The 25,841-nt window shown below is 64.8% G+C and carries 18 protein-coding genes and 1 riboswitch; of the genes, 7 read left to right on the forward strand and 11 right to left on the reverse strand.

Annotated features, from left to right (window positions below):
* A complete protein-coding gene (locus ACE3P9_RS00340; protein ID WP_374490806.1) occupies positions 1–483 on the forward strand; it encodes a gamma-glutamylcyclotransferase in 483 nt (160 codons plus the stop codon).
* Between the two features lie 107 nt (positions 484–590).
* Here the strand turns inward: ACE3P9_RS00340 and purL are convergent, their stop codons facing one another.
* From purL to ACE3P9_RS00365, 5 genes are all read right to left on the reverse strand, one after another.
* Positions 591–4,640, reverse strand: a complete 4,050-nt coding sequence (gene purL, locus ACE3P9_RS00345; RefSeq protein ID WP_374490808.1) for a phosphoribosylformylglycinamidine synthase — start codon at positions 4,638–4,640, stop codon at positions 591–593.
* A 288-nt stretch (positions 4,641–4,928) separates the two neighbouring features.
* Complete coding sequence (locus ACE3P9_RS00350; protein ID WP_374490810.1) at positions 4,929–5,735, reverse strand: ABC transporter ATP-binding protein; 807 nt, start codon at positions 5,733–5,735, stop codon at positions 4,929–4,931.
* Positions 5,732–6,772, reverse strand: coding sequence for a FecCD family ABC transporter permease (locus ACE3P9_RS00355; protein ID WP_374490812.1), 1,041 nt, complete (start codon positions 6,770–6,772; stop codon positions 5,732–5,734). Before ACE3P9_RS00355 ends, ACE3P9_RS00350 begins: the two co-directional genes overlap by 4 nt.
* Positions 6,769–7,668, reverse strand: a complete 900-nt coding sequence (locus ACE3P9_RS00360; protein WP_374490814.1) for an ABC transporter substrate-binding protein — start codon at positions 7,666–7,668, stop codon at positions 6,769–6,771. Before ACE3P9_RS00360 ends, ACE3P9_RS00355 begins: the two co-directional genes overlap by 4 nt.
* Before the next feature lie 97 nt (positions 7,669–7,765).
* Entirely contained in the window at positions 7,766–9,805 is a 2,040-nt protein-coding gene (locus tag ACE3P9_RS00365) for a TonB-dependent receptor plug domain-containing protein (RefSeq protein ID WP_374490816.1), read from the reverse strand.
* Between the two features lie 232 nt (positions 9,806–10,037).
* Positions 10,038–10,298: riboswitch (cobalamin riboswitch) on the reverse strand.
* Between the two features lie 137 nt (positions 10,299–10,435).
* Between ACE3P9_RS00365 and map the strand changes: the two genes are divergently transcribed.
* The gene (map, locus tag ACE3P9_RS00370) at positions 10,436–11,254 is read left to right on the forward strand and encodes a type I methionyl aminopeptidase (protein ID WP_374490818.1); all 819 of its coding nucleotides are present in this window, start codon (positions 10,436–10,438) and stop codon (positions 11,252–11,254) included.
* Between the two features lie 168 nt (positions 11,255–11,422).
* A complete protein-coding gene (glnD, locus tag ACE3P9_RS00375) occupies positions 11,423–14,254 on the forward strand; it encodes a [protein-PII] uridylyltransferase (protein ID WP_374490820.1) in 2,832 nt (943 codons plus the stop codon).
* Positions 14,255–14,433: 179 nt separating this feature from the next.
* Here the strand turns inward: glnD and ACE3P9_RS00380 are convergent, their stop codons facing one another.
* The 4 genes from ACE3P9_RS00380 to xseB form a co-directional block, all read right to left on the reverse strand.
* Complete coding sequence (locus tag ACE3P9_RS00380; protein WP_374490822.1) at positions 14,434–15,579, reverse strand: TRAP transporter substrate-binding protein; 1,146 nt, start codon at positions 15,577–15,579, stop codon at positions 14,434–14,436.
* 162 nt (positions 15,580–15,741) lie between these two features.
* The gene (dxs, locus tag ACE3P9_RS00385; RefSeq protein WP_374490824.1) at positions 15,742–17,598 is read right to left on the reverse strand and encodes a 1-deoxy-D-xylulose-5-phosphate synthase; all 1,857 of its coding nucleotides are present in this window, start codon (positions 17,596–17,598) and stop codon (positions 15,742–15,744) included.
* Between the two features lie 120 nt (positions 17,599–17,718).
* Positions 17,719–18,663: a polyprenyl synthetase family protein gene (locus ACE3P9_RS00390; protein ID WP_374490826.1), complete on the reverse strand. Its 945-nt coding sequence runs from the start codon at positions 18,661–18,663 to the stop codon at positions 17,719–17,721.
* A complete protein-coding gene (gene xseB / locus ACE3P9_RS00395) occupies positions 18,656–18,922 on the reverse strand; it encodes an exodeoxyribonuclease VII small subunit (protein ID WP_374490828.1) in 267 nt (88 codons plus the stop codon). Before xseB ends, ACE3P9_RS00390 begins: the two co-directional genes overlap by 8 nt.
* Before the next feature lie 322 nt (positions 18,923–19,244).
* On the opposite strand from xseB, the gene ACE3P9_RS00400 reads away from it, so the two are divergent.
* The 3 genes from ACE3P9_RS00400 (at position 19,245) to ACE3P9_RS00410 (ending at position 22,344) form a co-directional block, all read left to right on the forward strand.
* Complete coding sequence (locus ACE3P9_RS00400) at positions 19,245–20,387, forward strand: aromatic ring-hydroxylating dioxygenase subunit alpha (protein ID WP_374490830.1); 1,143 nt, start codon at positions 19,245–19,247, stop codon at positions 20,385–20,387.
* A gap of 87 nt (positions 20,388–20,474) precedes the next feature.
* On the forward strand, positions 20,475–21,356 hold the full coding sequence (locus tag ACE3P9_RS00405) for a DMT family transporter (RefSeq protein ID WP_374490832.1): 882 nt from the start codon (positions 20,475–20,477) through the stop codon (positions 21,354–21,356).
* 112 nt (positions 21,357–21,468) lie between these two features.
* Positions 21,469–22,344, forward strand: a complete 876-nt coding sequence (locus ACE3P9_RS00410; protein WP_374490834.1) for a sulfurtransferase — start codon at positions 21,469–21,471, stop codon at positions 22,342–22,344.
* 54 nt (positions 22,345–22,398) lie between these two features.
* Here ACE3P9_RS00410 and polA read toward each other — a convergent pair whose 3' ends face one another.
* Positions 22,399–25,251, reverse strand: a complete 2,853-nt coding sequence (gene polA, locus ACE3P9_RS00415; RefSeq protein ID WP_374490837.1) for a DNA polymerase I — start codon at positions 25,249–25,251, stop codon at positions 22,399–22,401.
* On the reverse strand, positions 25,199–25,441 hold the full coding sequence (locus ACE3P9_RS00420) for a hypothetical protein (RefSeq protein ID WP_374490839.1): 243 nt from the start codon (positions 25,439–25,441) through the stop codon (positions 25,199–25,201). The genes polA and ACE3P9_RS00420 overlap by 53 nt, the downstream gene beginning before the upstream one ends.
* Between ACE3P9_RS00420 and ACE3P9_RS00425 the strand changes: the two genes are divergently transcribed.
* Complete coding sequence (locus ACE3P9_RS00425; protein WP_374490841.1) at positions 25,440–25,820, forward strand: hypothetical protein; 381 nt, start codon at positions 25,440–25,442, stop codon at positions 25,818–25,820. The genes ACE3P9_RS00420 and ACE3P9_RS00425 overlap by 2 nt on opposite strands.
* The last annotated feature ends 21 nt before the right edge of the window (positions 25,821–25,841 follow it).

Genomic DNA, 25,841 nt, shown 5'->3' on the forward strand with positions numbered 1-25,841 from the left:
ATGCCGATACCCCCTGTTCTGCCTGACGATGGCTTCGTCTCGTTCGCACGCCGCTCGCCACCGGTGACGCATGTGCTGGTCTACGGCACCCTGCGACGGGGAGGCAGCAACGACATCACGCTGCTCACCCCCGCTCCGCAGTATGTGGGCACCACACTGCTGTCCGGCACACTGCATGATCTGGGGGCCTATCCGGGCCTGGTCCTGCGCACGGATATGGCGCCCCATGTACAGGCAGAGGTGTGGGCCATCACGCCGGAGCTGGAGCGCCAGCTCGACGCCATCGAAGGCATCCATCCGCAGGGACTGGACGAATATGCCAAGCGCGTCCTGTCGGTGGAGGTGGACACGGACCATGGCCACCGCCATCGACTGGACGGCATCTGCTACGAGATAAACCCCGCGTGCGTTCGCCATGCCCCCGTCATCGCGGACGGGGACTGGATGGCCTGGATCAGGAGGCGGGCACCCCGTCACGACTGATGCGGGTCTTCCCGCGCCCATCGACTGCCATGCGCTGCCTTTGCCTGCAGGCAAAGGCGCTGGGAGCGCGGCGTCCCGGTGCAGGGGGCGAGGGCCGGTGCGGTGGATCAGCCCACCCACTTGCGCGCGTTGACCCAGAGCTGCATCCAGGGACTGAAGCCGCTGCAATCGCCTGCCTGGGCAGGGTCGGTCCAGCTCATCTGCGCCTGACGGAAGACCCGCTCGGGATGCGGCATCATGGCCGTGAAGCGGCCATCGGCCGTGGTCACGGCAGTGAGGCCACCAGGGCTGCCGTTCGGGTTGAAGGGGTAGACCTCGGTGGGTTGGCCATGGTGATCGACATAGCGCATGGCAGCCAGCACACGGGAAGCATCGCCCTGCACCGCAAAGTTGGCATAGCCCTCGCCATGGGCCACCGCAATGGGCAGCCTGCTCCCTGCCATGCCCTGCAGGAAGAAGCTGGGAGAGTCCAGCACCTCGACCATGCTCAGGCGCGCCTCGAAGCGGGCGCTCTGGTTGTGGGTGAAGCGGGGCCAGTGCTCGGCCCCCGGGATCATGCCAGCGAGTTCGGCAAACATCTGGCAGCCGTTGCACACACCGAGCCCAAAGGTGTCGGTGCGGGCAAAGAAGGTGGCAAAGGCGTCGCGCAGCATCGGATTGAAGGTGATGCTGCGAGCCCAGCCCACGCCGGCTCCGAGGGTATCGCCATAGCTGAAGCCGCCACATGCGACCACGCCCTGCACGTCTTCGAGGCGCACGCGGCCGGACTGCAGGTCGGTCATGTGCACGTCCAGCGCCTCGAAGCCTGCGGCGTCGAAGGCGTAGGCCATCTCGATGTGGGAATTGACTCCCTGCTCGCGCAGCACGGCCACTCGCGGACGGTGGCTGAGCACGGCTGGCGCCTCGGGCGTGAAGGTGAGGTGCACGTGCATGCCGGGATCGTCCTTGGCCCCTGCAGCGGCATGCTCGCTGTCGGCACAGGCGGGGTTGTCGCGCTGCTGGCAGATCTTCCAGCTCACGCTGTCCCAGACCTGATGCAGGTCGTGGAGATCGGCGGCAAAGATCTGCTGCGCATCGCGCCAGATCGAGAGCTGGCCCTTGCCCATTTCGAGCGAGGAGGATTCGGCGCGCACCGTGCCAATGAAGTGGGAGCAGGCCCCCAGCCCCTGTTCGCGCAGGACCTGCATGACGGCGCTGCGCTCGCTGCTGCGTACCTGCAGCACCACGCCCAGTTCTTCGCTGAAGAGCGCATCAAGGGTCTGCTCATGCCGGCGCCCGCTGATCTGCTGGGCCCAGTTCTTGCTCTCGCCGCTGTCCATGCGGCTGTCGCTGACGCCGTCACCGGGAGCCAGCAGCATGTCGATGTTGAGGGCGACGCCCACATGGCCGGCAAAGGCCATTTCGGCCACGGCAGCCAGCAGGCCCCCGTCGCTGCGGTCGTGATAGGCCAGGATGTGGCCCTGGGCCCGCAGCAGGTTGATGGCCTGCACGAGGTGGACGAGATCCTGCGCATCGTCGAGATCGGGTACGGTGTCTCCGCCCTGCCCCAGTACCTGCGCCAGGATGCTGCCGGCCATGCGGTTGCGGCCATGTCCCAGATCGACCAGCAGAAGATGGGTTTCTGCCTCGTCGCGATGCAGCTGCGGGGTAAGCGTGCCGCGCACGTCATCGATGCTGGCGAAGGCGGTGATGATGAGACTGACGGGGGAGACTACCTTGCGCTTCTGCGCCGCGCCTTCGGCGGTGGCGTCTTCCCACTGCGTGCGCATGGACAGCGAGTCCTTGCCGACCGGGATCGAGATGCCCAGCTGCGGGCACAGCTCCATGCCCACGGCCTGCACGGTGCGGTACAGCGCGGCGTCCTCGCCGGGTTCGCCGCAGGCGGCCATCCAGTTGGCGCTGAGCTTGACGCGGGAGAGCTCGACGGGAGCGGCCAGCAGGTTGGTGATGGCTTCTGCCACGGCCATGCGGCCCGAGGCCGGGGCATCGAGCACGGCGAGCGGGGTGCGCTCGCCCATGGCCATGGCTTCACCTGCAGTGCCGGTGTAGTCGGCCAGGGTCACGGCCACATCGGCCACGGGCAGCTGCCAGGGGCCCACCATCTGGTCGCGGTGGGTCAGCCCGCCGACGGCACGATCCCCGATGGTGACCAGAAAGCGCTTGCTGGCCACGGTCGGGTGGCTCAGGACACCGATGACAGCATCCTGCAGGGACATGTCACTCACATCGAGCGGCATGCCCTGATGGGTGATCGTGTGCACATCGCGCTGCATGCGGGGCGGCTTGCCGAGGAGCACGTCCATGGGCATGTCCACGGCAATGCCGTCTGTCGGAGCGGCACCTGCGGCGGCGAGGTCGACATCGCCCACGACCAGGTCGCGCGTCTCGGTGGTCACACCGACCACCGCAAAGGGGCAGCGCTCGCGCTCGCACAGCGCACGGAAGGCGTCGAGCGTCTCGGGCGAAATGGCCAGCACGTAGCGTTCCTGGCTCTCATTGCACCAGATTTCCTTGGGTGCAAGGCCCGACTCCTCCAGAGGCACCTGCCGCAGGTCGAAGCGTGCGCCGCGTCCGGCATCGTTGACCAGCTCGGGAAAGGCATTGGAGAGTCCGCCGGCGCCCACGTCGTGGATGGCCAGAATCGGGTTGTGCTCACCCATGGCCCAGCAGTGGTTGATGACTTCCTGGGCTCGCCGCTCAATCTCGGGGTTGCCGCGCTGCACGGAGTCGAAGTCGAGGTGGGCTGCATTGGCCCCGCTGCTCATGGAGCTGGCTGCGCCGCCGCCCATGCCGATGCGCATGCCCGGACCGCCGAGCTGCACGAGCAGCGTGCCGGGCGGAAACGGAATCTTGTGCGTGAGCGTGGCATCGATGCTGCCCAGCCCGCCCGCGATCATGATGGGCTTGTGGTAGCCCATCTGGCGCACCTGCACACCCTCCCCCGTGGTGGTGACGATGGTCTGTTCGTACTCGCGGAAGTATCCGGCCAGATTGGGACGGCCGAATTCGTTGTTGAAGGCGGCCCCGCCGAGGGGGCCTTCGGTCATGATCTGCAGCGGGCTGGCGATATGGGCCGGCTTGCCGCCGGGCTGGTCGCTCATGCCGTCCCAGAGCCGCGATACGGTAAAGCCCGTGAGACCTGCCTTGGGGCGGCTGCCCCGTCCGGTGGCGCCCTCGTCGCGGATTTCACCGCCTGCTCCGGTGGAGGCTCCGGGGAAGGGAGAGATGGCGGTGGGGTGGTTGTGGGTTTCCACCTTCATGAGCACGTGCTGGAGCTTTTCCCGAGCCTGATAGACCATGCCATGCGAGGTGGCCGTGTCGGCCATGAAGCGCTGGCTGACGTGTCCGTCCATGACGGCCGCATTGTCGGAGTAGGCCACCACCGTGTGCTGGTGGGCCACCTGCTCGGTGTTGCGGATCATGCCGAACAGGGTCTTGTCCTGTGCCTGCCCGTCGATGGTGAATTCGGCGTTGAAGATCTTGTGGCGGCAGTGTTCGCTGTTGGCCTGGGCGAACATCATGAGCTCGACATCGGTGGGGTTCCGGCCGAGGCCACGGAAGGCTTCCACCAGATAGTCGATTTCGTCCTCGGCCAGTGCCAGCCCCCAGTCGGCATTGGCCTGCACCAGGGCAGCACGCCCTCCTGCAAGCACATCGACCTGTTCGAGCGGTGCGGGAGCAAGATGGGTAAAGAGGCGCTCGGCTGCGTCGGCCGAGGGCAGCACGCTTTCCGTCATGCGGTCGTGCAGCAGGGCTGCCACGGCTTCGAGCTGTTCGGCCGTCGGCGTAGCCCCCAGCAGGAAGTATTGCGTGCCACGTTCGATGCGGCGCACGCCGCAGGCCTCGGTCAGGCCGCAGTTGCGGGCAATATCGGTTGCCTTGGATGCCCAGGGAGAAACGGTGCCGATGCGCGGCACCACGATCAGGCTCACGGCTGCCGGAGCCTGTTCGACATACGGCTCCCCGTAGGTCAGCAGCTGCTGCAGTGCCTTGCGGCTGCCGGCATCCAGGGCCGTGCTGCTGTCGATCCAGTGCAGGAAGCGGGCGGCAATGCCGTGCACGCCGGGAGCAACGGCCTGAATGCGGGGCAGGAGCTGCTGGGCCCGGAAGGCAGTCAGGGCGTTGCCGCCCTCGAAGGAAGTGATGAAGGTTTGCATAGGGGAGGACGCAGGAGGCATCGAGGCCGCTGGAAAACGGGGAGAGAAGCACCGGTCTGCCCCAATGCAGCCGGCAGGTCATGCCGCCGGCAGATCGGGCAGAGGCGTCCGTTGCAGGGGCGATGAGGAATCTTTCTATTGTAATCGGGGTCCCTGGGGCTGGGTTCCATGAGCATGCATGCCCTACCCCCATTGTGCGGGCGCCCCAAAAAGCGGCGGTGTGCAGAGTTCTCTGGGCACGACAGACGGGAATGCCCCAGTCGCCGGCAGGTGTGATTCCGCCCCCTCCTACAGGGAACGGTCATGCGCAGCAGCCACCGCCCATGGCACCAGACAGGCCGCCTCCCCCTGCCCCCAGCGCCGCACCTCCAGGCCAAAGACAGCTTCAAGCAGGGCATCGTCCAGTACGGTGCTGGGCGCCCCATCGGCCACCAGACGCCCGCGGTCGAGCACGCAGACACGCTGGCAGAACCGGGCCGCCAGGGTCAGATCGTGCAGCACCACGGCCACGGCCTGTCCCTGCCGTGCCATGTGCAGCAGCAGCTCCATGATCTGGATCTGGTGTGCTGGGTCAAGTGCGGCCAGGGGTTCATCGGCCAGCAGCACCCGGCTGTGCGTGGCCAGCGCCCGCGCCAGCAGCACCCGTGCCCGCTCGCCACCGGAGAGGGTCTGCACATTGCGCTCTGCCAGCGTCTGACTATGGGTCTGGACCATGGCTTGTTCGACCCGAACCTTGCCGCCTGTGGTGGCAGCATCTCCATGAGGGAGTCGCCCCAGCGCCACGACCTGGCGCACCGGCAAGGGCCAGTGCACCTGCTGCCCCTGGGCCAGGTAGGCCAGCCGCACGGCTCGCTCCCGGGCACTCCAGTCCTGCCATACACGCTGCTCCAGGTGCACAGTGCCTGTCTGCAGAGGGGTATATCCCATGATGGCACGCAGCAGCGTGGTCTTGCCAGCGCCGTTGGGCCCGACAATGCCCACCAGCTCGCCCGGGCGCAGGGTCAGGCTCACTCCGTCGACGAGCGTGGTCGTTCCGGCCCGCACCACCAGGTTGTGGGCCTCCAGCACGGCTGCCGTGAACGCACTGGCATTCATGCTGCACTCCTGTCGCGACGCAGGATGAGCCGCAGGAAGAAAGGCGCCCCGATCAGCGCCGTGAGCACCCCCAGCTTGAGCTCCTGGCCCTGGGTGTACATCAGGCGCACGCCCATGTCGGCCACCAGGAGCAGCACCGCTCCCGACCAGGCCGAGACTCCCAGCAGCCGTCCCGGATCTGCCTTGACCCACGGGCGCATCAGATGGGGCGCCACCAGTCCCACAAAGCCGATGCTGCCAGCCACGGATACGGCCGCCCCGACGCTGAGAGCCGTACCCAGGAGCACACGCAGCCGCAGCCGGCGCAGGTCGATGCCGAGCGAATGCGCCGTTTCCTCTCCCAGGCTCAGTGCCTGCAGTCCCTGTCGTGTACCGGCCAGCACCAGCAGGCCGACAACGATCGCCGGCACTGCCAGCCAGACCTCCCGCATGCTCCGATCGGCGAGCGACCCCATCATCCAGAACACGATTTCCTGCAGCGCAAAGGCATTGCGCGACCAGTTCATGACCAGGGCGATCAGCGCTCCAGCCAGAGAGGAGATGGCCACGCCGGCGAGGAGCAGCGTGGTCGTGTCCTCGCCCCGCCGCGCCAGGGCCAGTACCAGCAGCACCGCCAGCAGGGTGCCTGCCATGCCGGCAAGCGGCAGGGCCAGAATGGCGAGCTGGGCAAGGCCGGTATACAGGGCCACCACAGCTCCCAGCGCAGCCCCGCTCGTGATGCCGAGCAGGCCCGGCTCGGCCAGCGGATTGCGCAACAGCCCCTGCAGCGCCGCGCCCGACATGCCGAGTGCCGCCCCCACGGCCACACACAGCACGGTGCGCGGCAGACGCAGATCGATCAGGATGCGCGTGGGCACCCACTCCCCCGCCCAGACTCCACTCAGCAGCCGCCAGGGCGAGAGATCGACATACCCGATCGCGAGCGACAGCAAAATGAGCCCCCCCAGCATCGCTCCCGCGCCCGCCAGCTTCATCCGGCTGGCTGCTGCGGTGCCACCGAAGCAGGTTTTTCCGGCAGATACATCACGCTCCATCATGCCGACTTCTCCTTGCGCACCGGATGCCTGCGGGCCTCCAGCATGCGCACCACATCCAGACTCCAGGGGCCTCCGCAAATGGTCATGCGCGTGGGAACCACCATCTCTCCCAGCCTCAGGTGGGCCAGCGCCACCGGCAGCCGGTCCCGAAACTCGATGCTGGGCTCGTCCCGGCCATAGTCCGGCGTCAGCAGCAGATCCGGCTGGGTGGCCACCAGCCGTTCCATGGGCAGATACCCGTACCCGCGCAATCCGGCCATGGCTGCGGCATTCCGGTATCCAGCGAGTTGCAGCAGCTCATCGAACATGGTGCCCGTGCCACTGCCATAGCCCATCCAGCTGCGCTCGGCTGCCACAGGCTGCAGGGCGGCGGATTCTTGTGCACGTGCTGCGCGCAGAGCCTGTACCTCCTGCTGCATGCGCGCCACCAGCGCACGCCCCCGCTCGGGTCGCACCACAGCCTCGGCCACCACCATGGTCTGGATGGCCACTTCGTGCAGCGAATTCGCCAGCGGCACTTCCACGACGCGCACACCGAGCTGGCGCAGCATCTGGGCCGTGTAGCGTGTGGTGTACCGGCCCACCAGCACCAGATCGGGCCGCAGCCGCAGGATGCTCTCCGCATCGCCGCGCACGCCGGGAATGCCGCGGGCACGCTCGGCCAGCATGGACATGCGCGGGTCATGGGCCAGCTCGCTCACCGCCACCACCTGATGGCGATCGGCGAGCTGCAGCACCAGCTGATCGGCGCACAGATTGAGCGATACGATGCGCTGCGGCCGGGCTGCAGCCGGCGCCGCAGAAGAGGAGGCAGATTTCCCCTGCAAACTGGCCTGCGGCCCGGGGACCACAGGCGCAGCCGCGTCACGGCATCCGGCCAGTGCAGCTGCCAGCATGAGCACCGCCGGCAGGCACCGCCCCCTGCGCCCCATGGAGCGCACCGCTCCTGCCACCCTGCCGAGTCGCCCTGGCCTGCGCATCGTCCGCCCTGCCTTACAGGAAGTCCCAGCGATAGGTCAGCTTGACCTCGCGCCCCGGCATGGGGTAGCCCGGCACCACCTGGTAGGCGCGGTTGAACAGGTTGTCCACCGCCACCCGCACCGTCTGGTGGGCTGCCAGCTTCCAGCTCATGCTGGCATCCCACAGGGTATATCCACCCTGCTGGCCCAGCGTGCTCGTCCAGTCCGCCCAGTAGGCGGTCTTGAGCGTGCGGCCGACATACCGGGCTCCCAGATGGGCTCCCACATTGCCCCAGTGGCCATCGAGCGAGGCCCGCAGCGTCTGGCGCGGCACGTATTTCAGATCCGTCCAGCCCGAGCCGTTGTTCTGCTCCGCGCGGAAGCTGTAGCTGTAGCCCACCCCCAGATCCAGCGCCGGGGTGATGCGCCAGCGGCCACTCAGCTCCATGCCCTGCATCCGGGCTCTGTCGGCATTGGTCCACGAGGACACATTGCCCGGCAGCGTCACCGCCACGATCTTGTCGTGCACGCGCGTGTCGTGCAGGGTCACATCCGCGTTCCAGTTGTCTTGCTCTGCCGAGAGGCCGATGTCGGCGCTGACGCTGCTCTCCGGCTTGAGCGCCGGATTGCCCTGGTAGTCCATGCCGTAGCTCGAATACTTGCCCGCAAGTTTCCAGGCGCTCGGAGCCGCATAGCCCCGGCCGATGGTCGCATGCAGCGCCAGTACAGGCGTGAGGGCATGGCGGATGCCGGCACTCGGGCTGAACTGGTGGAAGTTGCGGCTCTGCGAGGCGTTGTCCGGGAAATAATCCGTATCCAGGGTGGACAAGCGGAAATGGTCGTATCGCCCCCCCACATAGGCCGATGTGCGTCCGTCGTTGAAGCGGACGTTCTGCTGGGCATAGAGCGCAGCGTTTTCCTGCCGGCTGTCTGGCTGGTAGACCGACGGGGAACCATACCAGTAGCTCACCGAGCGCGCCTTCTGTACCTGATAGTCGAACCCATAGACCAGCTCCGCACCGGGGTGCCACTGCCATTCGTCCTTGAGCTGCACCCCATGCCAGTCCAGTGCAGACTGGAACGAGGGAGTCCTGGAGCCATCGGTGGCCACGTCGTCCATGGACGTATGTTCCTCGCCCCTGTAGCCCGTGATGCTGAGGGCATGGTTGCCCATATCCCCCCTGAGCACGGCGCTGTAGAGCCGATGGGTCATGTCCTTGACCGTCGGCGTGCCCGAATAGCCAGGCAACGCTCCGGGATTCTCCACATCGTTGCCCTTGAACAGATCCGCGCGCACGTCGAGCTGCCACTGCGGCGCCAGCCTGAAGCCCAGTCGCAGGTCATGGTGGTAGGTGTCATAGCCGCTCGGATGCGCCATTCCTCCCGGGTAGCTGTAATCCCCCTGACGGTGCCATCCGCCGAAATAGTCGAAATTGAGCCAGGGTGTCAGTGCACCGCCAATGTCTCCCTGCACCTCGCGCTGGCCCATAGTGCCGGCAGACACCTCCACACCACCCTGCAGCGCACCCGTGCGGCGCACCGGAATCAGGTTGATCACGCCTGCCATGGCCTGCGAACCATAAAGGGACGACGCAGGCCCCTGCAGCACCTCGATGCGGGACACGCCAGCGGTGGGCATCATGCTCAGCTCGTTGACGATGGCCGGAATGCCATCCTGCAGCACCAGCGTCTGCAGCGATTCGCCCACCATCGGGCTATAGGGCGCGAATCCGCGCATGCCCACGGCCGAGGACAGCCCCGGATACTGCTTGATGTCCACGCTCGTGGTCTTGCCCAGCAGATCGGCCAGCTCCGCATGGGGCGTCGCCTCGATCTGTCTGCGCGTCACCACCTCGATGCGCTGGGGCGTGTCCTTCACGGACATTTCGGCACGCGAGCCGGTGATCACCACGTTGTACTCCGGGGCATCGCCCCCGTCGGCGGAATCGCGCGGTGCCTCCCCTGCCGATGCCTGTGCCGCCGCAGTGCCCGAAGTCTGCGCCACGGCAGCCGCCACCGGACTGAGGCAGAACAGCAGCCCTGCCAGCCGGAACATAGAAATGGAATGTGTCATTGTCGATACGGTGTATGACCGCATTGCACGCATCCGGAAAAACACGCCAGCCGGAGTGCCCCGCACTGCCTTGCCTTGCACCCCCATGCCGGCCCGCGCGCTTCCTGAACTGAAACGCACGGACACCCTCTGCACGGACGTGCATGGCTTCATGCCATGCCGCACCCCGAAGACGGACTCCCGGTCTGCTCCCCGCAAACGGTCAAGATACTGGCTGCCGCACCCTGAAGCGGCAGCACGCTGCATGCCAGGCCGGTATCCGGACTCGTGAGTCTTGACGTTTCGCCTTCCCATCCGATGTCGATCCAAGAGAACCGCATTGCACGGACTCCACGACCCAGACAGTGGCTGCCGCGCGGCATGAAACATGTCGCACAGCATGAAACGCCCACACTCACCCACCGTTGCGGGGGCAGTCCGGGCATGGCGCCTTGCAGGCGCGCACCCGGTTCCCGTTCAACCCTTGCGGGGCGCCTGGCATTCTCTCGTTCCTGCCCCGCCTCACAGCGGTGAGGGTTCGGTACAGGAACTTTCCATTGTATCGGCGATGCGCTCCCATCCCTCTCCAAGTGCATGGAAACGACAACCTTCGTCATGCAATGCACGGGCAATGCGCGGATAATCTCCTGCATGAGCATCATCATCCATACCCCTGAAGAAATCGAGGAAATGCGCAAGGCATGCCGCTTTGCGGGCGAACTGCTGGACTTTCTCGGTCCCCATGTCGTTCCCGGCATCACCACCAACGAGCTGGACCGCCTCTGCGAGGAATACACCACCAGCCACGGTGCCGTCTCCGCGCCCCTCAACTACGCGCCTCCCGGCCACCGCCCCTATCCCAAGTCGATGTGCACCTCGGTCAACCACCAGGTCTGTCACGGCATTCCCAACGACAAGCCGCTCAAGAAGGGCGACATCGTGAACATCGACGTCACTCCCCGCCTCAACGGCTGGCATGGCGATTCGAGCCGCATGTACATCGTGGGCGGTGAGGATGCCGCGCCCCCCTACGTCAGCCGGCTGTGCCGCGTCACCTACGAATCCATGTGGAAGGGCATTCTCGAAGTCAGGCCCGGAGCCCATCTGGGAGACGTGGGCCACGCCATCCAGAAATACGTCGAGAGCCACGGCTACAGCGTGGTACGCGAATTCTGTGGACACGGAGTGGGCCGCGACTTCCACACCGATCCGCAGGTGCTGCACTACGGCCGGCCAGGCACCATGGAGGAACTGGTTCCAGGCATGATCTTCACCATCGAGCCCATGGTCAATGCAGGCCGCCGCGAGATCAAGGAAGGTCCCGATGGCTGGGCCATCGTCACCAAGGACCGATCCCTCTCGGCCCAATGGGAACATGCCGTGGTCGTCACGCCCACGGGCTATGAGGTGCTCACCCTGTCGCCCGGCATGCCCGCGCTGCCCGACTTTGTGCACGCCACTGCGACCTGATGCCCATTCCCGGTGCTCGGCCGGCAGACGCTGCGGCCTTGTCCGGGGAGGCAGTGCCCTGGTGCGCTTCTTGCTTGCCACGGAGTTGCACCTCTCCGGAGTGCCTGGTCAACCTGCCGGTGCCACTCCTTTCCGGTCCTCCGAGAAATCTGCCTTTTCCCCTTTCCCATGAGCACTCCGTCTCCCTTCTCCGCCCCTGCCCCGCTCACGCGCCAGGACTACCAGGCCGCCAAGCAGGCCCTGCTCGCGCCGCTGGCCGATGAATCCGGCAGCGTGCGCGCCATGCGCAGCATCATGGGCATCCTGCACCGGCTGGCGCAACTCACCGATCACTCGCTCACGGCCCTGTGGCAGCAGCATGGGCTCGACCGCGAACGGGTTGCGCTGGCGGCAGTGGGTGGCTTCGGCAGAGGCGAGCTGTACCCCTACTCGGACGTCGATGTGCTCATCCTCCTGCCCATGCCCATGCAGGAAGCGGGGGCCGACCTGCGCCAGCGCATCGAGGCTTTCGTGGGCAGCTGCTGGGACATGGGCCTCGAAATCGGCTCCAGCGTGCGTTCGGTGCAGGAATGCGTGGCCGAAGCCGAAAAGGACATCACCGTCCAGACCGCCCTGCTCGAACGCCGCCTCATCACAGGCCCCGCCGACCTCTACGACGCGCTGAGCGCCGCCTATGACAGTGCCATGCACCCCTACGGGTTCTATCTGGCCAAGACGCTCGAGATGCGTCAGCGCCACGGCAAGTACGAGAACACGCCCTACTCGCTCGAACCCAACTGCAAGGAATCTCCCGGTGGCCTGCGCGACCTGCAGGTCGTGCTCTGGGTAGCCAAGGCAGCCGGCTACGGAGACTCCTGGAGCGCGCTCATGCGCAGCGGGCTCATGACACCCTATGAAGCACGCCATGTGCGGCGCAGCTACGTCATGCTGAGCCTCGTCCGCACCCGCCTCCACATGGTCGCGCGCCGCCGCGAGGACCGTCTCATCTTCGATCTGCAGGACCCCGTCGCCAAGCTCTTCGGCTATGCGCTGGAAACCCCCTCCTCCCGAGCCGGCAAGACCAGTCCGCTGCGCCCCAGCGAAGCGCTGATGAAGCACTACTACTGGACCGCCAAGGCCGTCACCCAGCTCACCCAGATCCTGCTGCTCAACATTGCCGAGCGGCTGCAGGCCAGCGGCCACACGCGCGAGGACGATCCCGCACCGGTCACCGAAGCCATGAAGCGCCTGCAGGACAGCGCCAGAGCCCAGCAGGCCAGGGCCGCCATCCAGGCCGAGGAATCGGGCAACTCCGCCCTGGCCCTGCAGGAAACCGTCAACCCGGTCGCCAGCACGGCCGTGACGGACATCGACTACGAACAGCAGACCCAGGAACCCCGGCACCTGCCCTCCATCAACGAGCGCTTCCTCGACAACAACGGCCTGCTCGAAGTCGCCACCGACGACCTGTATTTCCGTGAACCGCACGCCATCCTGGAAACCTTCATCCTGGCCCAGCGGGAAATCGGCATCAGCGGTCTGTCTGCCCGCACCCTGCGTGCGCTCTACAACGCCCGGGTGATCATGGACAGTGCCTTCCGGCGCGATCCGGTCCACCATCGCCAGTTCATGGAGATCCTGCAGGCCCCTTCGGGCGTCACCCATGCCCTGCGCCTGATGAACCAGACCTCCGTGCTGGGCCGCTACCTCTGGGTGTTCCGCAAGATCGTGGGCCAGATGCAGCACGACCTGTTCCACGTCTACACGGTCGACCAGCACATTCTCATGGTCGTGCGCAACGTGCGGCGCTTCTTCATCCCCGAGCACGCGCACGAATACCCTTTCTGCTCCCAGCTCGCCGCCGGCTGGGATGCCCCCTGGATCCTCTCCACCGCAGCCCTGTTCCACGACATCGCCAAGGGCCGCGGAGGCGACCACTCCCAGCTCGGCGAGCAGGAAGTGCGCAAGTTCGCCAAGATCCATGGCATCTCCCAGGAAGACACCGACCTGATCGCCTTTCTGGTGCGCCAGCACCTGACCATGAGCATGGTGGCCCAGAAGCAGGACATCAGCGACCCCGATGTCATCACCGCCTTTGCGAAGACCGTGGGCAACGAACGCTACCTCACCGCCCTCTACCTGCTCACCGTGGCCGACATCCGCGGCACCAGCCCCAAGGTCTGGAACGGCTGGAAGGGCAAGCTGCTCGAAGACCTCTACAAGGCCACGCTGCGCGTGCTCGGTGGCCACGTGCCCGATCTGGATGCGCTGGTGGAAGCACGCAAGCGCGATGCCCAGGTCGAACTGGCGCGCTACTCGATGCCCTTCGAAGGCCACCTCAAGCTCTGGAACGCCCTGGACGTGAGCTATTTCATGCGGCACGACGCCAACGAAATCGCATGGCACACGCGTCACATCGCCCGCCATGCCGGGCAGGGCAGAACCATCGTTCGCGCCCGGCTCTCGCCGCACGGCGAGGGACTGCAGGTGCTGGTCTACACCCCCGACCAGCCCGAGCTGTTCGCCCGCATCTGCGGCTACTTCGACAGCGCCTCGTTCAGCATCCTGGATGCCAAGGTCCACACCACCACCGACGGCTACGCACTCGATACCTTCCAGGTGGTCACCTCCATCATGCCCGAGCACTACCGCGAATTCATGACCATGGTCGAAAGCTCGCTCACCCACGTCCTTGAGCATCCGGGCGCCCTGCCCGAACCTTCGCATGGCCGACTCTCGCGCCGGGCCAAGAGTTTCCCCATGACGCCGACGGTCCAGTTCACCCCGGATGAAAAGGTCGAGCACTGGCTCATCACCATCAACGCCAGCGACCGCATGGGACTGCTTTACCGCATCACCCGCGTGCTGGCGCACGACCATATCCACCTGCAGCTCGCGCACATCTCCACCATGGGCGACCGGGTGGAGGACACCTTCCTCGTCAAGGGCAAGGGCCTGTCATCCGGCCCGGTGCAGGCCCGGCTCGAATCGGACCTGCTCGACGCCATCTCGGCCGCATGAAGGGAGGCGGAGGCTGCGCTCTCTTCGTGAAGCCTCCGCCAAAAACAAAGGCTCCCTGCCCAAAAGGGCACAGGGAGCCTGAGAAGGGCAGCCTGCGGGCGCTGCCTGTGACCTGCTGCGGCACATCCCCGCCTCGGAATGCACAGACAGACGGCGCACCAGCTGCGCCGCAGCCAGGATCAGACCTTGACCGTCGCCATGTAGCTGTCGAAGCGGAACTGCGAGAAGCGGTTCCAGAGGATCTGGTCGCGCTGGAATTCACGCATCGACTGGTGGATCTTCTTGAACTCGGGCGACTTGGCTTCGTGCTCGGCGAACACCTCCATCGAGGCCTTGAACCCGGCGTCCATCACTTCCTTGGAGAAAGGCTTGAGCTGGGTGCCGGCAGCCACCAGACGCTTGAGGGCGCCGGGGTTGCGCGCGTTGTACTTGGCTGTGGTCTCGGCAGCAGCCACGCGGGTAGCCGCATCGACAATGGCCTTGTTGGTGGCCGACAGAGCGTTGTAGGCCTTGGCATTGATGAAGAATTCCAGCTCGGCGCTGCCTTCCCACCAGCCGGGATAGTAGTAATAGGGGGCCACCTTGTTGAAGCCGAGCTTTTCGTCGTCATAGGGGCCGACGAATTCCACGGCATCGAGCGTGCCCTTCTCCAGCGCCTGGTAGATGTCGCCGGCCGGCATGTTCTGGGACACCACGCCCAGCTTCTGCATGGCTTCGCCGAACACGCCACCGCCCATGCGCATCTTCAGCCCCTTGAGGTCCTCGGGGGTGTTGATTTCCTTGCGGTACCACCCCCCCATCTGCGTACCGGTATTGCCGGCGCTGGCACTCTTGATGTTGTACTTGGCGTAGAACTCGTCCATGAGCTTGCGGCCATTGCCTTGGTCCATCCAGGCATCCATCTGGAGCGTGGTGAGCCCGAAAGGCACTGCACAGCCAAAGGCAAAGATCGGATCCTTGCCAGTGAAGTAGTAGGACGCGGTTTCTGCCATCTCGATGGTGTTGTTCTGCAGGGCATCCACCACGCCGAAGGCCGGCATGAGCTCACCGGCTGCATGCACGGTCACCTCGAACTTGCCGCCCGAGAGCTGCTTGACGGTTTCCGCGAACCGCTCTGCGCTGCCGTAGATGGTGTCGGTCGACTTGGGAAAGCTCGAAGCCAGACGCCAGCGCACAGTCTCGCCACTCTGCACGGCAGACGCCCCCTTCACAGCACCGGAGGCACCGGCATCGGCACCCTCCTTCTTGCCGCACGCCGCCAGCGCGCCTGCAGCCACCGTAGCCCCGGCGATCCCGAGGTTCTTGACCAGTGAACGTCGATCCATCTCTACTCCCTTGAAGTCATCCAACTTGGAAAATCGCCGAATTATAGGACGCTCCCCTGCAGGACCTGCGTCCGCACTTTCCCATGCCTGGTGCGGAACATGCACGACTGCCAAAGCATCCACCGGCACTCGTCTGTCCGAGACCAGCTGCATGCGCTTGTTTCAGGATGCCCCGAAGCGCTGGCGGATGGAGGTCTCGATCCCTGCGCCATCGAGTCCCTGCATCTGCAGCAGGCGCACCGGGTCTCCGTGTTCGATGAACACATCCGGGAATCCCAGCTGCAGCACCGGCCGACTCAGCCCATGTGCCTGCAGATGCTCCATGACGGCACTGCCTGCCCCTCCCATGATGCAGCCGTCCTCGATGGTGACAAGTGCCTCGTGCCCCTCTGCCACCTGCATGAGCATCTGATGGTCGAGCGGCTTGGCCCACCGCATGTTGACCACCGTGGCATCAAGCCGCTCGGCGGCTTCCAGCGCCGGGTACAGCAGCGTGCCGAAAGCGAGGATGGCGATGCGCCTGCCCTGCCGGCGCAGCTCGGCCTTGCCATAGGGAAGCTCTTCCAGTCCTTCACGGGGGGGATGCCCCACACCTGCTCCACGGGGGTACCGCACCGTCACCGGGCTGTTCTGGGCATAGGCGGTCGACAGGAGCTGCCGACATTCGGCCTCATCGGCTGGGCAGGCCACACTCATGTTGGGAATGCAGCGCGTGAAGGCGATGTCGTAGTTGCCGGCATGGGTCGGACCATCGGCTCCGACCAGTCCGGCCCGGTCCAGTGCGAACACGACCGGCAGATTCTGCAACGCCACGTCATGGATCAGCTGGTCATAGGCACGCTGCAGAAAGGTGGAATAGATGGCCACCACCGGCTTGAGCCCTTCGCAGGCCAGACCGGCCGCAAAGGTCACGGCATGCTGCTCGGCAATACCCACGTCGTAATAGCGGTCGGGGAAGCGGCGATGGAACTCCACCATGCCAGACCCCTCGCGCATGGCCGGCGTGATGCCAACCAGACGCTTGTCGTGCGCAGCCATGTCGCACAGCCATTTTCCGAACACCTGGGTGAAGGTGGTCCTGGGCGTGCCTGCAGGCTTTTGCAGCCCCACGGCAGGATCGAACTTCCCGGGGCCATGGTAGGCCACAGGGTCGGCCTCTGCGAGCTCGTAGCCGTGCCCCTTCTTGGTCACCACGTGCAGGAACTGGGGGCCCTTGAGCTTGCGGATGTTTTCCAGGGTGGGAATGAGCGATTCGAGATCATGCCCGTCGATGGGGCCGATGTAGTTGAAGCCGAACTTCTCGAACAACGTGGCCGGCACCACCATGCCCTTGGCCTGCTCCTCCAGCCGCTTGGCCAGGTGGAGAAGCGGGGGCGCATTCCTGAGCACGCTCTTGCCCACATGGCGTGCCTGCGCATAGAAACGTCCACTCATGAGCTGCGCCAGATAGCGGTTGAGCGCTCCGACAGGAGGGCTGATGCTCATGTCGTTGTCGTTGAGAATGACGAGCAGATTGATGTCGTCCTCGACTCCTGCATTGTTGAGGGCCTCGAAGGCCATGCCGGCCGTCATGGCGCCATCCCCGATGACGGCGATGTGCTGGCGGTCGGTCAGTCCCTGCTGGCGTGCTGCCACGGCCATGCCCAGCGCCGCCGAGATGCTGGTGCTCGAATGTGCGGTGCCGAAGGTGTCGTAATCGCTCTCGTCGCGCTTGGGAAAACCGCTCAGTCCCTGCCATTGCCGCAGCGTGGGCATGCGGTCCTTGCGTCCGGTGAGGATCTTGTGGGGATAGGTCTGGTGCCCCACATCCCACACGATGCGATCATCGGGCGTATTGAACACATAGTGCAGGGCAATCGTCAGCTCCACGGTCCCCAGATTGGAGCTGAGGTGTCCCCCTGTCTTTGAAACGCTGTCGAGAAGAAAGCCGCGCAGTTCATCGGCCAGTGCCACGAGTTGCTGACGGGGCAGTCGCCGCAGTTCCTGGGGATTGTGAATGCTGTCTAACAAGGATGACATGAAGGACACGTCCTGAAGGGCAGGAGCATGCCAAGGCGACATGCCTCTGCCGGTGATGGGGGAGATGCACGGTTTCTGGGCGTGCCTGTCTGCTCACGATTGTAATGAGCCGGACAGAACTCAGAAGGCGCGATCGATCATGAGGTCGGCCAGGGCCTTCAACCGTGCGGTATTGGACAGTCCGGAAGACTGCAGCGCAGTCAGGGCATGGTCATGCAGATCGCGTGCAAAGGCCCGGGAGGCATCCAGCCCAATCAGGGACACATAGGTGGGCTTGTCCTGCGCCGCATCCTTGCCGGCTGTCTTGCCCAGGGTCTGCGAATCCGCCACCACATCCAGAATGTCGTCGACCACCTGGAAGGCCAGCCCCATGGCCGAACCATATTCGGCCAGCGCCTCCTGCGCCCTGTCTTCCACTTCCGCTCCGCAAGCTGCTCCCATGCGCACACAGGCCCTGAGAAGAGCCCCTGTCTTGAGTTCATGCATGTGCTGAAGCTCCGGTGCCGACAGGCGCTTGCCCACACTGGCCAGGTCGATTGCCTGCCCCCCGGCCATGCCGGTCACTCCCGCCGCGCGGGCAAGCTGCCTGCAGAGCTGGGCCTGCATCTCGACGGGCATGTCGTCCTCTGACGGGGGAGGCGCGAGAAGCTCGAAGGCCAGTGCCTGCAGGGCATCCCCGGCCAGCAGTGCCCCCGCCTCCCCGAACTGGACATGCACGGTGGGCTTGCCCCGCCGCAGCACATCGTTGTCCATGCAGGGCATGTCATCGTGCACGAGCGAGTAGGCATGGATCAGCTCCACGGCGCAGGCCGCCCGCAGCATGGCCCCTGCATGGCCCTGCACCGCTTCTCCTGCGGCATACACCAGGAGAGGCCGCAGACGCTTGCCTCCATCGAGCACGGCATAGCGCATGGCTTCCTTGAGCGGAGAAGGGGCATCCCGCCCCACCCATCGATCGAGCCCGGATTCAACGGTTTCCAGCACATGGCGATTCCAGGCTGCGAAGGGCTGCGCGGCCCAGGAAGCATCGCCCTGAATTTCCGGCGTATGCATATGCTCAGTCATGAGAAGTCTCCTCGCGGATTCCGACGGCTTCGCCGGTCTGCTGTCCGGAAGCATCGAGCACGCGGATCTGCTGCTCCACGGAAGCCAGGCGTTCCTTGCAGAATTCGAGCAGTGCCGATCCCCTGCGATAGCTTTCGAGCAGCTGGTCGAGCGGCGTCTGTCCCGATTCCAGCGTCTGCACCAGAGACTCCAGTTCCGCCAGGGCGGCCTCGTAGGTGGCCGGCATTCTGTCGCCGGCAGATTGTTTCTTACTGGTCATCGTTCGGTTTTACCGTGAATATGCCTCGAATTGTAAGGGCCGGCCATGAACATGGCGGCCTCTTTTCCTGTGCGGCATCCGGCGTTGGGCTGCTGCTCCCGCCATTCCCCCTGTTGCCGGTGCCCAGACCTCGGGCATGGATGCGTCTTCCCTTGGCCGGGAACAGGGACATTTCTGCAAACAGGGGGTGTAAGGTACAATTGAAGATTCGCCGGTGGGGGCATGGTGGCATGTGCTTCCCGCAATGTTTCGACATGCTTCACCTTTTCGCGCACCTTGCGCACCTGCCCCTTCATAGGGGGAGTCTCTAGGTCAGGACAAGATGTCTGATTTAAGTCTTCAATTACAGCAGGCCAAAAGCCAGTTCCCCGTCAGCAGCTATTTCAGCGAAGCGCTTTTCCGGCGCGAGCTCGACACCATTTTTGCCCAGGGGCCGCGCTACGTCGGCCATGTGGCATCCGTACCGAATGTGGGGGATTACTACGCCCTGCCCCAGGAAAACGAGGGGCGTGCGCTCGTGCACACCCCTGAAGGCATCCAGCTCGTCTCCAATGTCTGCCGGCACCGTCAGGCCGTCATGCTCAAGGGACGCGGCAACCTGGGCGAGAAATCCGGTGGTCACATCGTCTGTCCCCTCCATCGCTGGACCTACAGTGCCGGGGGCAAGCTGCTGGGCGCCCCCCATTTCAGCCACGATCCGTGTCTGGATCTCCACAACTACCGCCTGCGCGAATGGCACGGCATGCTGTTCGAGGACAACGGCCGCGACATCCATGCCGACCTCGCCGACATGGGCCCGGCAAGCTCACTGACTTTCGACGGGTATGTGCTGGGGCATGTCGAATCGCATGTATGCAACTACAACTGGAAGACCTTCATCGAGGTCTATCTGGAGGATTACCACGTCGGCCCCTTCCATCCCGGACTGGGCAACTTCGTGACCTGCGATGACCTGCGCTGGGAATTCAAGCCCGAGTATTCCGTCCAGACCGTCGGCATTGCCAACCAGCTCAAGAAATCCGGCAGCCCGGTCTACAAGCACTGGCAGGATGTGCTGATGAAATACCGCCATGGCGAACTGCCAGAGCATGGTGCCATCTGGCTGACGTATTACCCTCACATCATGGTGGAGTGGTATCCCAACGTGCTGACGGTGTCCACACTGCATCCGCTTGCCGTGGATCGCACGCTCAATCTGGTGGAATTCTTCTACCCCGAGGAGATCGCGGCCTTCGAGCCCGAATTCATGGAAGCGCAGCGCGCAGCCTACATGGAGACCTGCATCGAGGACGACGAAATCGCCGAGCGCATGGATGCCGGCCGCAAGGCTCTGCTGGAGCGTGGCGACAACGAAGTGGGCCCCTACCAAAGTCCCATGGAAGATGGCATGCAGCATTTCCATGAGTGGTACCGCCGCAAGGTGGGATCCCCCGAAGACCTCGCCCAGGATGCCCTGCCCCGGTAATGCGGTGCGCTCGTCTCCTCTCTGAATCCGAGGCCCGTCCACCCTGCTGGACGGGCCTTTTTTAACCGCTCCCGTATCTGACATCGCATGCAAGCCCTCTGGATGGCGCTCGGCGCCCTGTTCTTTGCCATGATGGGGGTCTGCATCAAGCTCGCATCCAGTTCCTACCAGACCATGGAGATTGTGATGTACCGGGGGCTCACGGGCATCGTGATGTTCGCGGTGATGCTGCGCATGAGCGGGCTGTCGCTGGCCACGCCCGTACCCCGGCTGCATGTGCAGCGCAATGCTGCCGGCATTGCGGCCATGTCGCTGTGGTTCTACGCCATCGGACACCTGCCCTTTGCCACGGCCATGACGCTCAACAACATGAGCAGCGTGTGGATCGGCACGATCCTGATTGCCGGTGCCTGGTGGAAAACCCGCAGAATGGCCTACCCTTGGCTCTTCGTGGCCGTGGTGGCGGGATTCGTCGGCGTCGTGCTGCTGCTGGATCCGCGGTTCGAGGGCAACGCGCCTCTGCCCAGCGTGCTGGGTGTGTGCTCCGGCATGCTGTCGGCCATGGCCTATATGCAGGTTAGTGCACTGGGCAAGGCAGGGGAGCCCGAATTGCGTACCGTGTTCTACTTTTCGCTCGGCACCACGCTCGTGGGCCTGGTCGGCACCCTGGCCTTCGGGGGGTTCACGCCCCTGCACTGGCAGACGGCCTGGCTGCTGCCAGCCACCGGAATATTTGCCTCACTCGGTCAGCTGTGCCTTACGCGGGCCTATACCCGGGGATCGACACTGGTGGTTGCCACTCTGCAATACCTGGGGCTGGTATATGCTTCTCTCTTCAGCATTCTGCTGTTCAAGGAGCATCTGCATCCGTGGGCATGGTGGGGCATGGGCATCATCGTGCTCAGTGGAGTGGCTGCCACCTGGCTGCGGCAGCATGGGTCTGGCGCAGCGGCGCACCGCACTTCGTGATGCACGGGAACACTGCAGGCGCATTCCTCCACTTCCACCCGGCATCGCTCAGGGGCATGCGGATCGCTGACCAGAATCGCTCCTCCATTTTTCGGTCCCGAGAATCTTCGTCATGCCATCTTGTCATTCCCTTCTGATCTCCCCTGAAGAGCTGCAGCAGCTGCGTGCTGCCGGCGCTCCTGTCATGGTGTTCGATTGCAGCTTCGAGCTGTCAGATCCGGCAGCCGGTCCCCGGATGTTCGCGGCAAGCCATATTCCGGGGGCCGTCTATGCCGATCTGGACCATGCCCTGAGCACCCATGAACCTGTCCACGCTGTGAGCGCTGGTCGCCACCCGCTGCCCGACCGCGAAACCTTTGCCGCCTGGCTGAGGCACATCGGTTTCCACAACGGGATGCAGGCGGTGGTGTACGACCGCAACGGCTGCAACTACTGCGGCCGGCTCTGGTGGATGCTCCAATGGATGGGGCATGCTGCCGTTGCGGTGCTCGACGGCGGTCTGCAGGGGTGGGAGGCACAGGGCCTCCCCCTTGCCGCCGGGGAAGCCTCTGGCGCTCCTGCAACGTCTTCCGACTTCGTCATGCAGCCCGCGTTGGTGAGCCTGGCCTCCACGGAAGAAGTGCTGGCACACCTGAACGCCCCTGACCGCAGGCTGGTCGATTCGCGCGGCGCACCGCGCTACCGGGGCGACGTGGAACCCATGGACCCTGTGGCAGGCCATATTCCGGGAGCTCTCAACCGCCCCTTCTCGGACAACCTGGGACCCGACGGACGATTCAAGTCCCCTGCCCAGCTGCGGGAGGAGTTCGATGCGCTTCTGGGCACCGATACCGCCCTGCCGGTGACGGTCTATTGCGGCAGCGGTGTGAGCGCAACCCCCAACGTGCTCGCACTGGCGCTGAGCGGCCGCCCGACTCCCACGCTGTACGCAGGAAGCTGGAGCGCCTGGTGCACGCACCAGCCACCGCTTCCCGTGGCCAGGGGCTGAGAAGGGCATTTCCCCTTTTCTCTCCCCGTTCGGCGGTGAGGCAGAGGCTGCCCCTCAGTGGGCACGCTCCCAGTTCGGCCCGATGCCAATCTCTGCGATCAGGGGAACATGCAGCCGTGCGACGCCTGCCATGAGCGACGGGACCTGCTCGCGCACCCAGTCGGCCTCGGATTCAGGCAGCTCGAACACCAGTTCATCGTGTACCTGCATGATCATGCGGGTGGCCATGTGCCGGTCATCGAGCGCCTTCTGCACGGCCACCATGCTTTTCTTGATGAGATCGGCAGCGGTGCCCTGCATGGGCGCATTGATGGCGGCCCGCTCGGCCCCAGCCCTGCGGGGCCCGTTGGGACTGCGGATATCCGGCAGATAGAGGCGTCGTCCGAAGACCGTCTCGACATAGCCCTGTTCGCGCGCCTGTTCGCGCGTGCGCTCCATATAGGCACGCACAGCCGGATAGCGGTCGAAATACCGCTCGATGTAGTTGCGTGCCGCGCCGTTGTCGATGCCCAGGGACTTGGCAAGTCCATAGCTGCTCATGCCGTAGATGAGACCGAAATTGATGACCTTGGCATATCGGCGCTGTTCTGCGCTGACTGCCTCCGGCGACACTCCGAACACCTCCGAGGCAGTGGCACGATGGATGTCCACCCCTGTTTCGAAGGCGCGGATCAGGGCTGCATCCCCGCTGATGTGCGCCATGATGCGCAGCTCGATCTGGCTGTAGTCCGCGCTGGCAATCAGGTTGCCGGGACCTGCGACAAAGGCTTCCCGGATGCGGCGCCCTTCGGGCGTGCGCACCGGAATGTTCTGCAGGTTCGGCTCGTTGCTCGACAGGCGGCCGGTGACCGCCACAGCCTGGGCATAGTGGGTATGCACCCTGCCCGTGACCGGGTCGGCCATGGCGGCCAGCTTGTCCGTATAGGTGTTCTTGAGCTTGGACAGGCTGCGAAACTCCAGCAGCGCACGAGGCAGCGGGAAATCCTCGGCGAGCTTTTCCAGCACCTCCTCGTCGGTACTGGGAGCACCGGAAGCCGTCTTCTTGACCACGGGCAGTCCCAGCTGTGTGAACAGCACTTCGCCGATCTGCTTGGGAGAGCCCAGATTGAAGCGCTGTCCAGCCATCTCATGGGCCTGCTGTTCGAGCGCATGCATGCGCAGTCCCAACTCGTTGCTCTGCCGCGCGAGTTCGCCGGAATCGATGAGCACACCGTTGCGTTCGACACGGAAAAGCGCCTCGCTCGTGGCCATTTCCAGCGCATAGATGTGCGCCAGCGGCTCATGAAGCTGCAACTCCGGCCACAGCCTGCGATGCACCTGCAGCGTGAAGTCGGCATCCTCGCAGGAATACACCGTGGCATCCTGCACCGGCACCTGGGCAAAGGGCTTCTGCCCTGCCCCCTTGCCGCACAGATCCTCGTAGCTCAGTCCGGTGCGCCCCAGGAACCGCAGTGCCAGACTCTCCAGGCTGTGTGGACGATGCGCCTCCAGCACATAGCTCTGCAGCATGGTGTCATGCGCATAGCCCCGAACCTCGATGCCATGGTTGGCCAGCACGTGCCGGTCATACTTGATGTGCTGGCCGAGCTTGGGCCGTGCCGCATCTTCCAGCCACGGGCGCAACCGGTCGAGCACTTCCTGCAGGGCGAGCTGCTCGCCTGCATCGGGGCCTTCGTGGGCCAAAGGAATGTAGGCCGCTTCACCGGGATGCACGCACAGGCTGATCCCTACAATACGGGCCTGCAGTGCGTCGAGCGAAGTGGTTTCGGTGTCGATGGCAGTGAGTTCCGCCGCATCGATGCGACGCAGCCATTCCTCGAACTGCGCCTGCGTGCGGATGGTGTCATACCGCACTTCCTGTTCGCCCGGCGCCTGTCCCTGCTCGGGAGTGATCCCCTCTGCGAACAGGTCCTCCGTATGCCCCGTCGGGACGCCATTCTGATGGGCCTCGGAGACGCGCGGCAAAGTCTTGAGCAGGCTGTTGAACTGATAGCGCAGATAGAAGCTGCGCAGATCCTCCACCCGGGGCGGATGCTTGGCCAGCGCATCGAAGGACGGAAATCCCTCGATCCGGTCCCGCAGATCGCAGTCCGTCTTGATGGTCACCAGGGTGCGTGCCGTGGGCAGCCAGGGCAGCGCCTTGCGCAGATGCTCGCCAGCCGCCCCCTTGATGTCGTCGGCATGGGCCATCACGGCATCGACTGAGCCATAGGCCTGCAGCCACTTGGCTGCCGTCTTGGGCCCCACCTTGTAGACACCCGGGACGTTGTCCACCGGATCTCCCACCAGCGTCTGGAAATCGATCATGCGGGAAGGCGGTACCCCGAACTCGGCCTCCACCCCCGCCACGTCCCGACGCTTGCCGTTCATGGTGTCGATGATGGTGACACGCGCATCCACCAGCTGGCTCAGGTCCTTGTCCCCGCTCGACACCACCACATGCATGCCCCGGTCGGAAGCGATGCGGCTCAGCGTACCGATGACGTCATCGGCTTCCACTCCTTCGATGGTCAGCACATGCCAGCCCAGCAGTTCCACCACCTCATGAATCAGGGCCAGCTGGCTGCGCAGATCGTCCGGCATGGGGGGACGGTTGGCCTTGTAGTCCGGGTACAGATCGTTGCGGAAGGTCTTGCCCTTGGCATCGAACACGCACACCGCATAGCGGGTGGGATACTCGCGGGCCAGCGACTGCATCATGTTCACCATGATGCGCAGCGCGCCGGTAGGCTGGTGCGTGCCGTCAGGCAGGGTCACGCTCCAGTTGCCCCCCGCATGAAAGGCACGATACACGTAGCTGGAGCCATCCACCAGCAGCAGCGTGTTGTCGGAAGAAGCCGAAGGCTCCCCGCTCTCAGTCGAGGCCGGGGAGGACGTGGAAGACGAAGAAGGTACCGAATCTTGCATGATGCCGTGATTGTGCCTGCAAAGCCAGCGTGGCATGGCGCACGGCCGGAGGCTCTAAAATGGAAACCTGCAATGACATCGCACGGCCATTCCTTGCCTGTCTCACCGACAGGGGAAAAAAGGATGTGCCCCGCCCCTTCGGCCCCATCGACAGTGGGCTGATCTTCTGCCCATTTTTTGTGTCCTTCATGAACTCTCGCCTTCTTCTTTCCCTGATCCTTGCAATCGGATGCCCGACCGGCAGTGCGTTGGCCCAGTCCGATGCTCAGATCGGTGTGCCCTCTTCCCCAGCGGCCTCCGGTTCCCGGGAAAGACCACAGCCGGCCCAGCGCACCTCCGACATCGCCCCTGCGGATGCTGCTGCACCTCGCACGCATGACCAGAAGATCGAGCACCTCCATCACAGCGACAGCGGCAGCACCATCGATGAAGTCCGCGAAGGCGGCGAAGCCCGCAGCATCAGCGTGCAGCCGCACTACGGCCATACCCCCGCCTACGACATCGTGCCGGAGCGCACCACACCCAACCCGCTGAGCGGCCAGCGAGTCTGGAACGTGCTCAAATTCTGAATTCCCTTGCCCCTCTTGGGC

The organism is Allobrachymonas sp., assembly GCF_041912815.1.
Lineage (GTDB): Bacteria > Pseudomonadota > Gammaproteobacteria > Burkholderiales > Burkholderiaceae_C > Brachymonas.

Coding starts and splice junctions, on each gene's coding strand:
- ACE3P9_RS00380 (WP_374490822.1), bottom strand. CDS start 15,579: ATGGATCGACGTTCACTGGTCAAGAACCTCGGGATCGCCGGGGCTACG.
- glnD (WP_374490820.1), top strand. CDS start 11,423: ATGAGCACTCCGTCTCCCTTCTCCGCCCCTGCCCCGCTCACGCGCCAG.
- ACE3P9_RS00405 (WP_374490832.1), top strand. CDS start 20,475: ATGCAAGCCCTCTGGATGGCGCTCGGCGCCCTGTTCTTTGCCATGATG.
- ACE3P9_RS00350 (WP_374490810.1), bottom strand. CDS start 5,735: ATGAATGCCAGTGCGTTCACGGCAGCCGTGCTGGAGGCCCACAACCTG.
- ACE3P9_RS00360 (WP_374490814.1), bottom strand. CDS start 7,668: ATGCTGGCAGCTGCACTGGCCGGATGCCGTGACGCGGCTGCGCCTGTG.
- polA (WP_374490837.1), bottom strand. CDS start 25,251: ATGCAAGATTCGGTACCTTCTTCGTCTTCCACGTCCTCCCCGGCCTCG.
- map (WP_374490818.1), top strand. CDS start 10,436: ATGAGCATCATCATCCATACCCCTGAAGAAATCGAGGAAATGCGCAAG.
- ACE3P9_RS00340 (WP_374490806.1), top strand. CDS start 1: ATGCCGATACCCCCTGTTCTGCCTGACGATGGCTTCGTCTCGTTCGCA.
- xseB (WP_374490828.1), bottom strand. CDS start 18,922: ATGACCAGTAAGAAACAATCTGCCGGCGACAGAATGCCGGCCACCTAC.
- ACE3P9_RS00400 (WP_374490830.1), top strand. CDS start 19,245: ATGTCTGATTTAAGTCTTCAATTACAGCAGGCCAAAAGCCAGTTCCCC.
- ACE3P9_RS00420 (WP_374490839.1), bottom strand. CDS start 25,441: ATGAAGGACACAAAAAATGGGCAGAAGATCAGCCCACTGTCGATGGGG.
- ACE3P9_RS00410 (WP_374490834.1), top strand. CDS start 21,469: ATGCCATCTTGTCATTCCCTTCTGATCTCCCCTGAAGAGCTGCAGCAG.
- ACE3P9_RS00390 (WP_374490826.1), bottom strand. CDS start 18,663: ATGACTGAGCATATGCATACGCCGGAAATTCAGGGCGATGCTTCCTGG.
- ACE3P9_RS00365 (WP_374490816.1), bottom strand. CDS start 9,805: ATGACACATTCCATTTCTATGTTCCGGCTGGCAGGGCTGCTGTTCTGC.
- ACE3P9_RS00355 (WP_374490812.1), bottom strand. CDS start 6,772: ATGATGGAGCGTGATGTATCTGCCGGAAAAACCTGCTTCGGTGGCACC.
- ACE3P9_RS00425 (WP_374490841.1), top strand. CDS start 25,440: ATGAACTCTCGCCTTCTTCTTTCCCTGATCCTTGCAATCGGATGCCCG.
- purL (WP_374490808.1), bottom strand. CDS start 4,640: ATGCAAACCTTCATCACTTCCTTCGAGGGCGGCAACGCCCTGACTGCC.
- dxs (WP_374490824.1), bottom strand. CDS start 17,598: ATGTCATCCTTGTTAGACAGCATTCACAATCCCCAGGAACTGCGGCGA.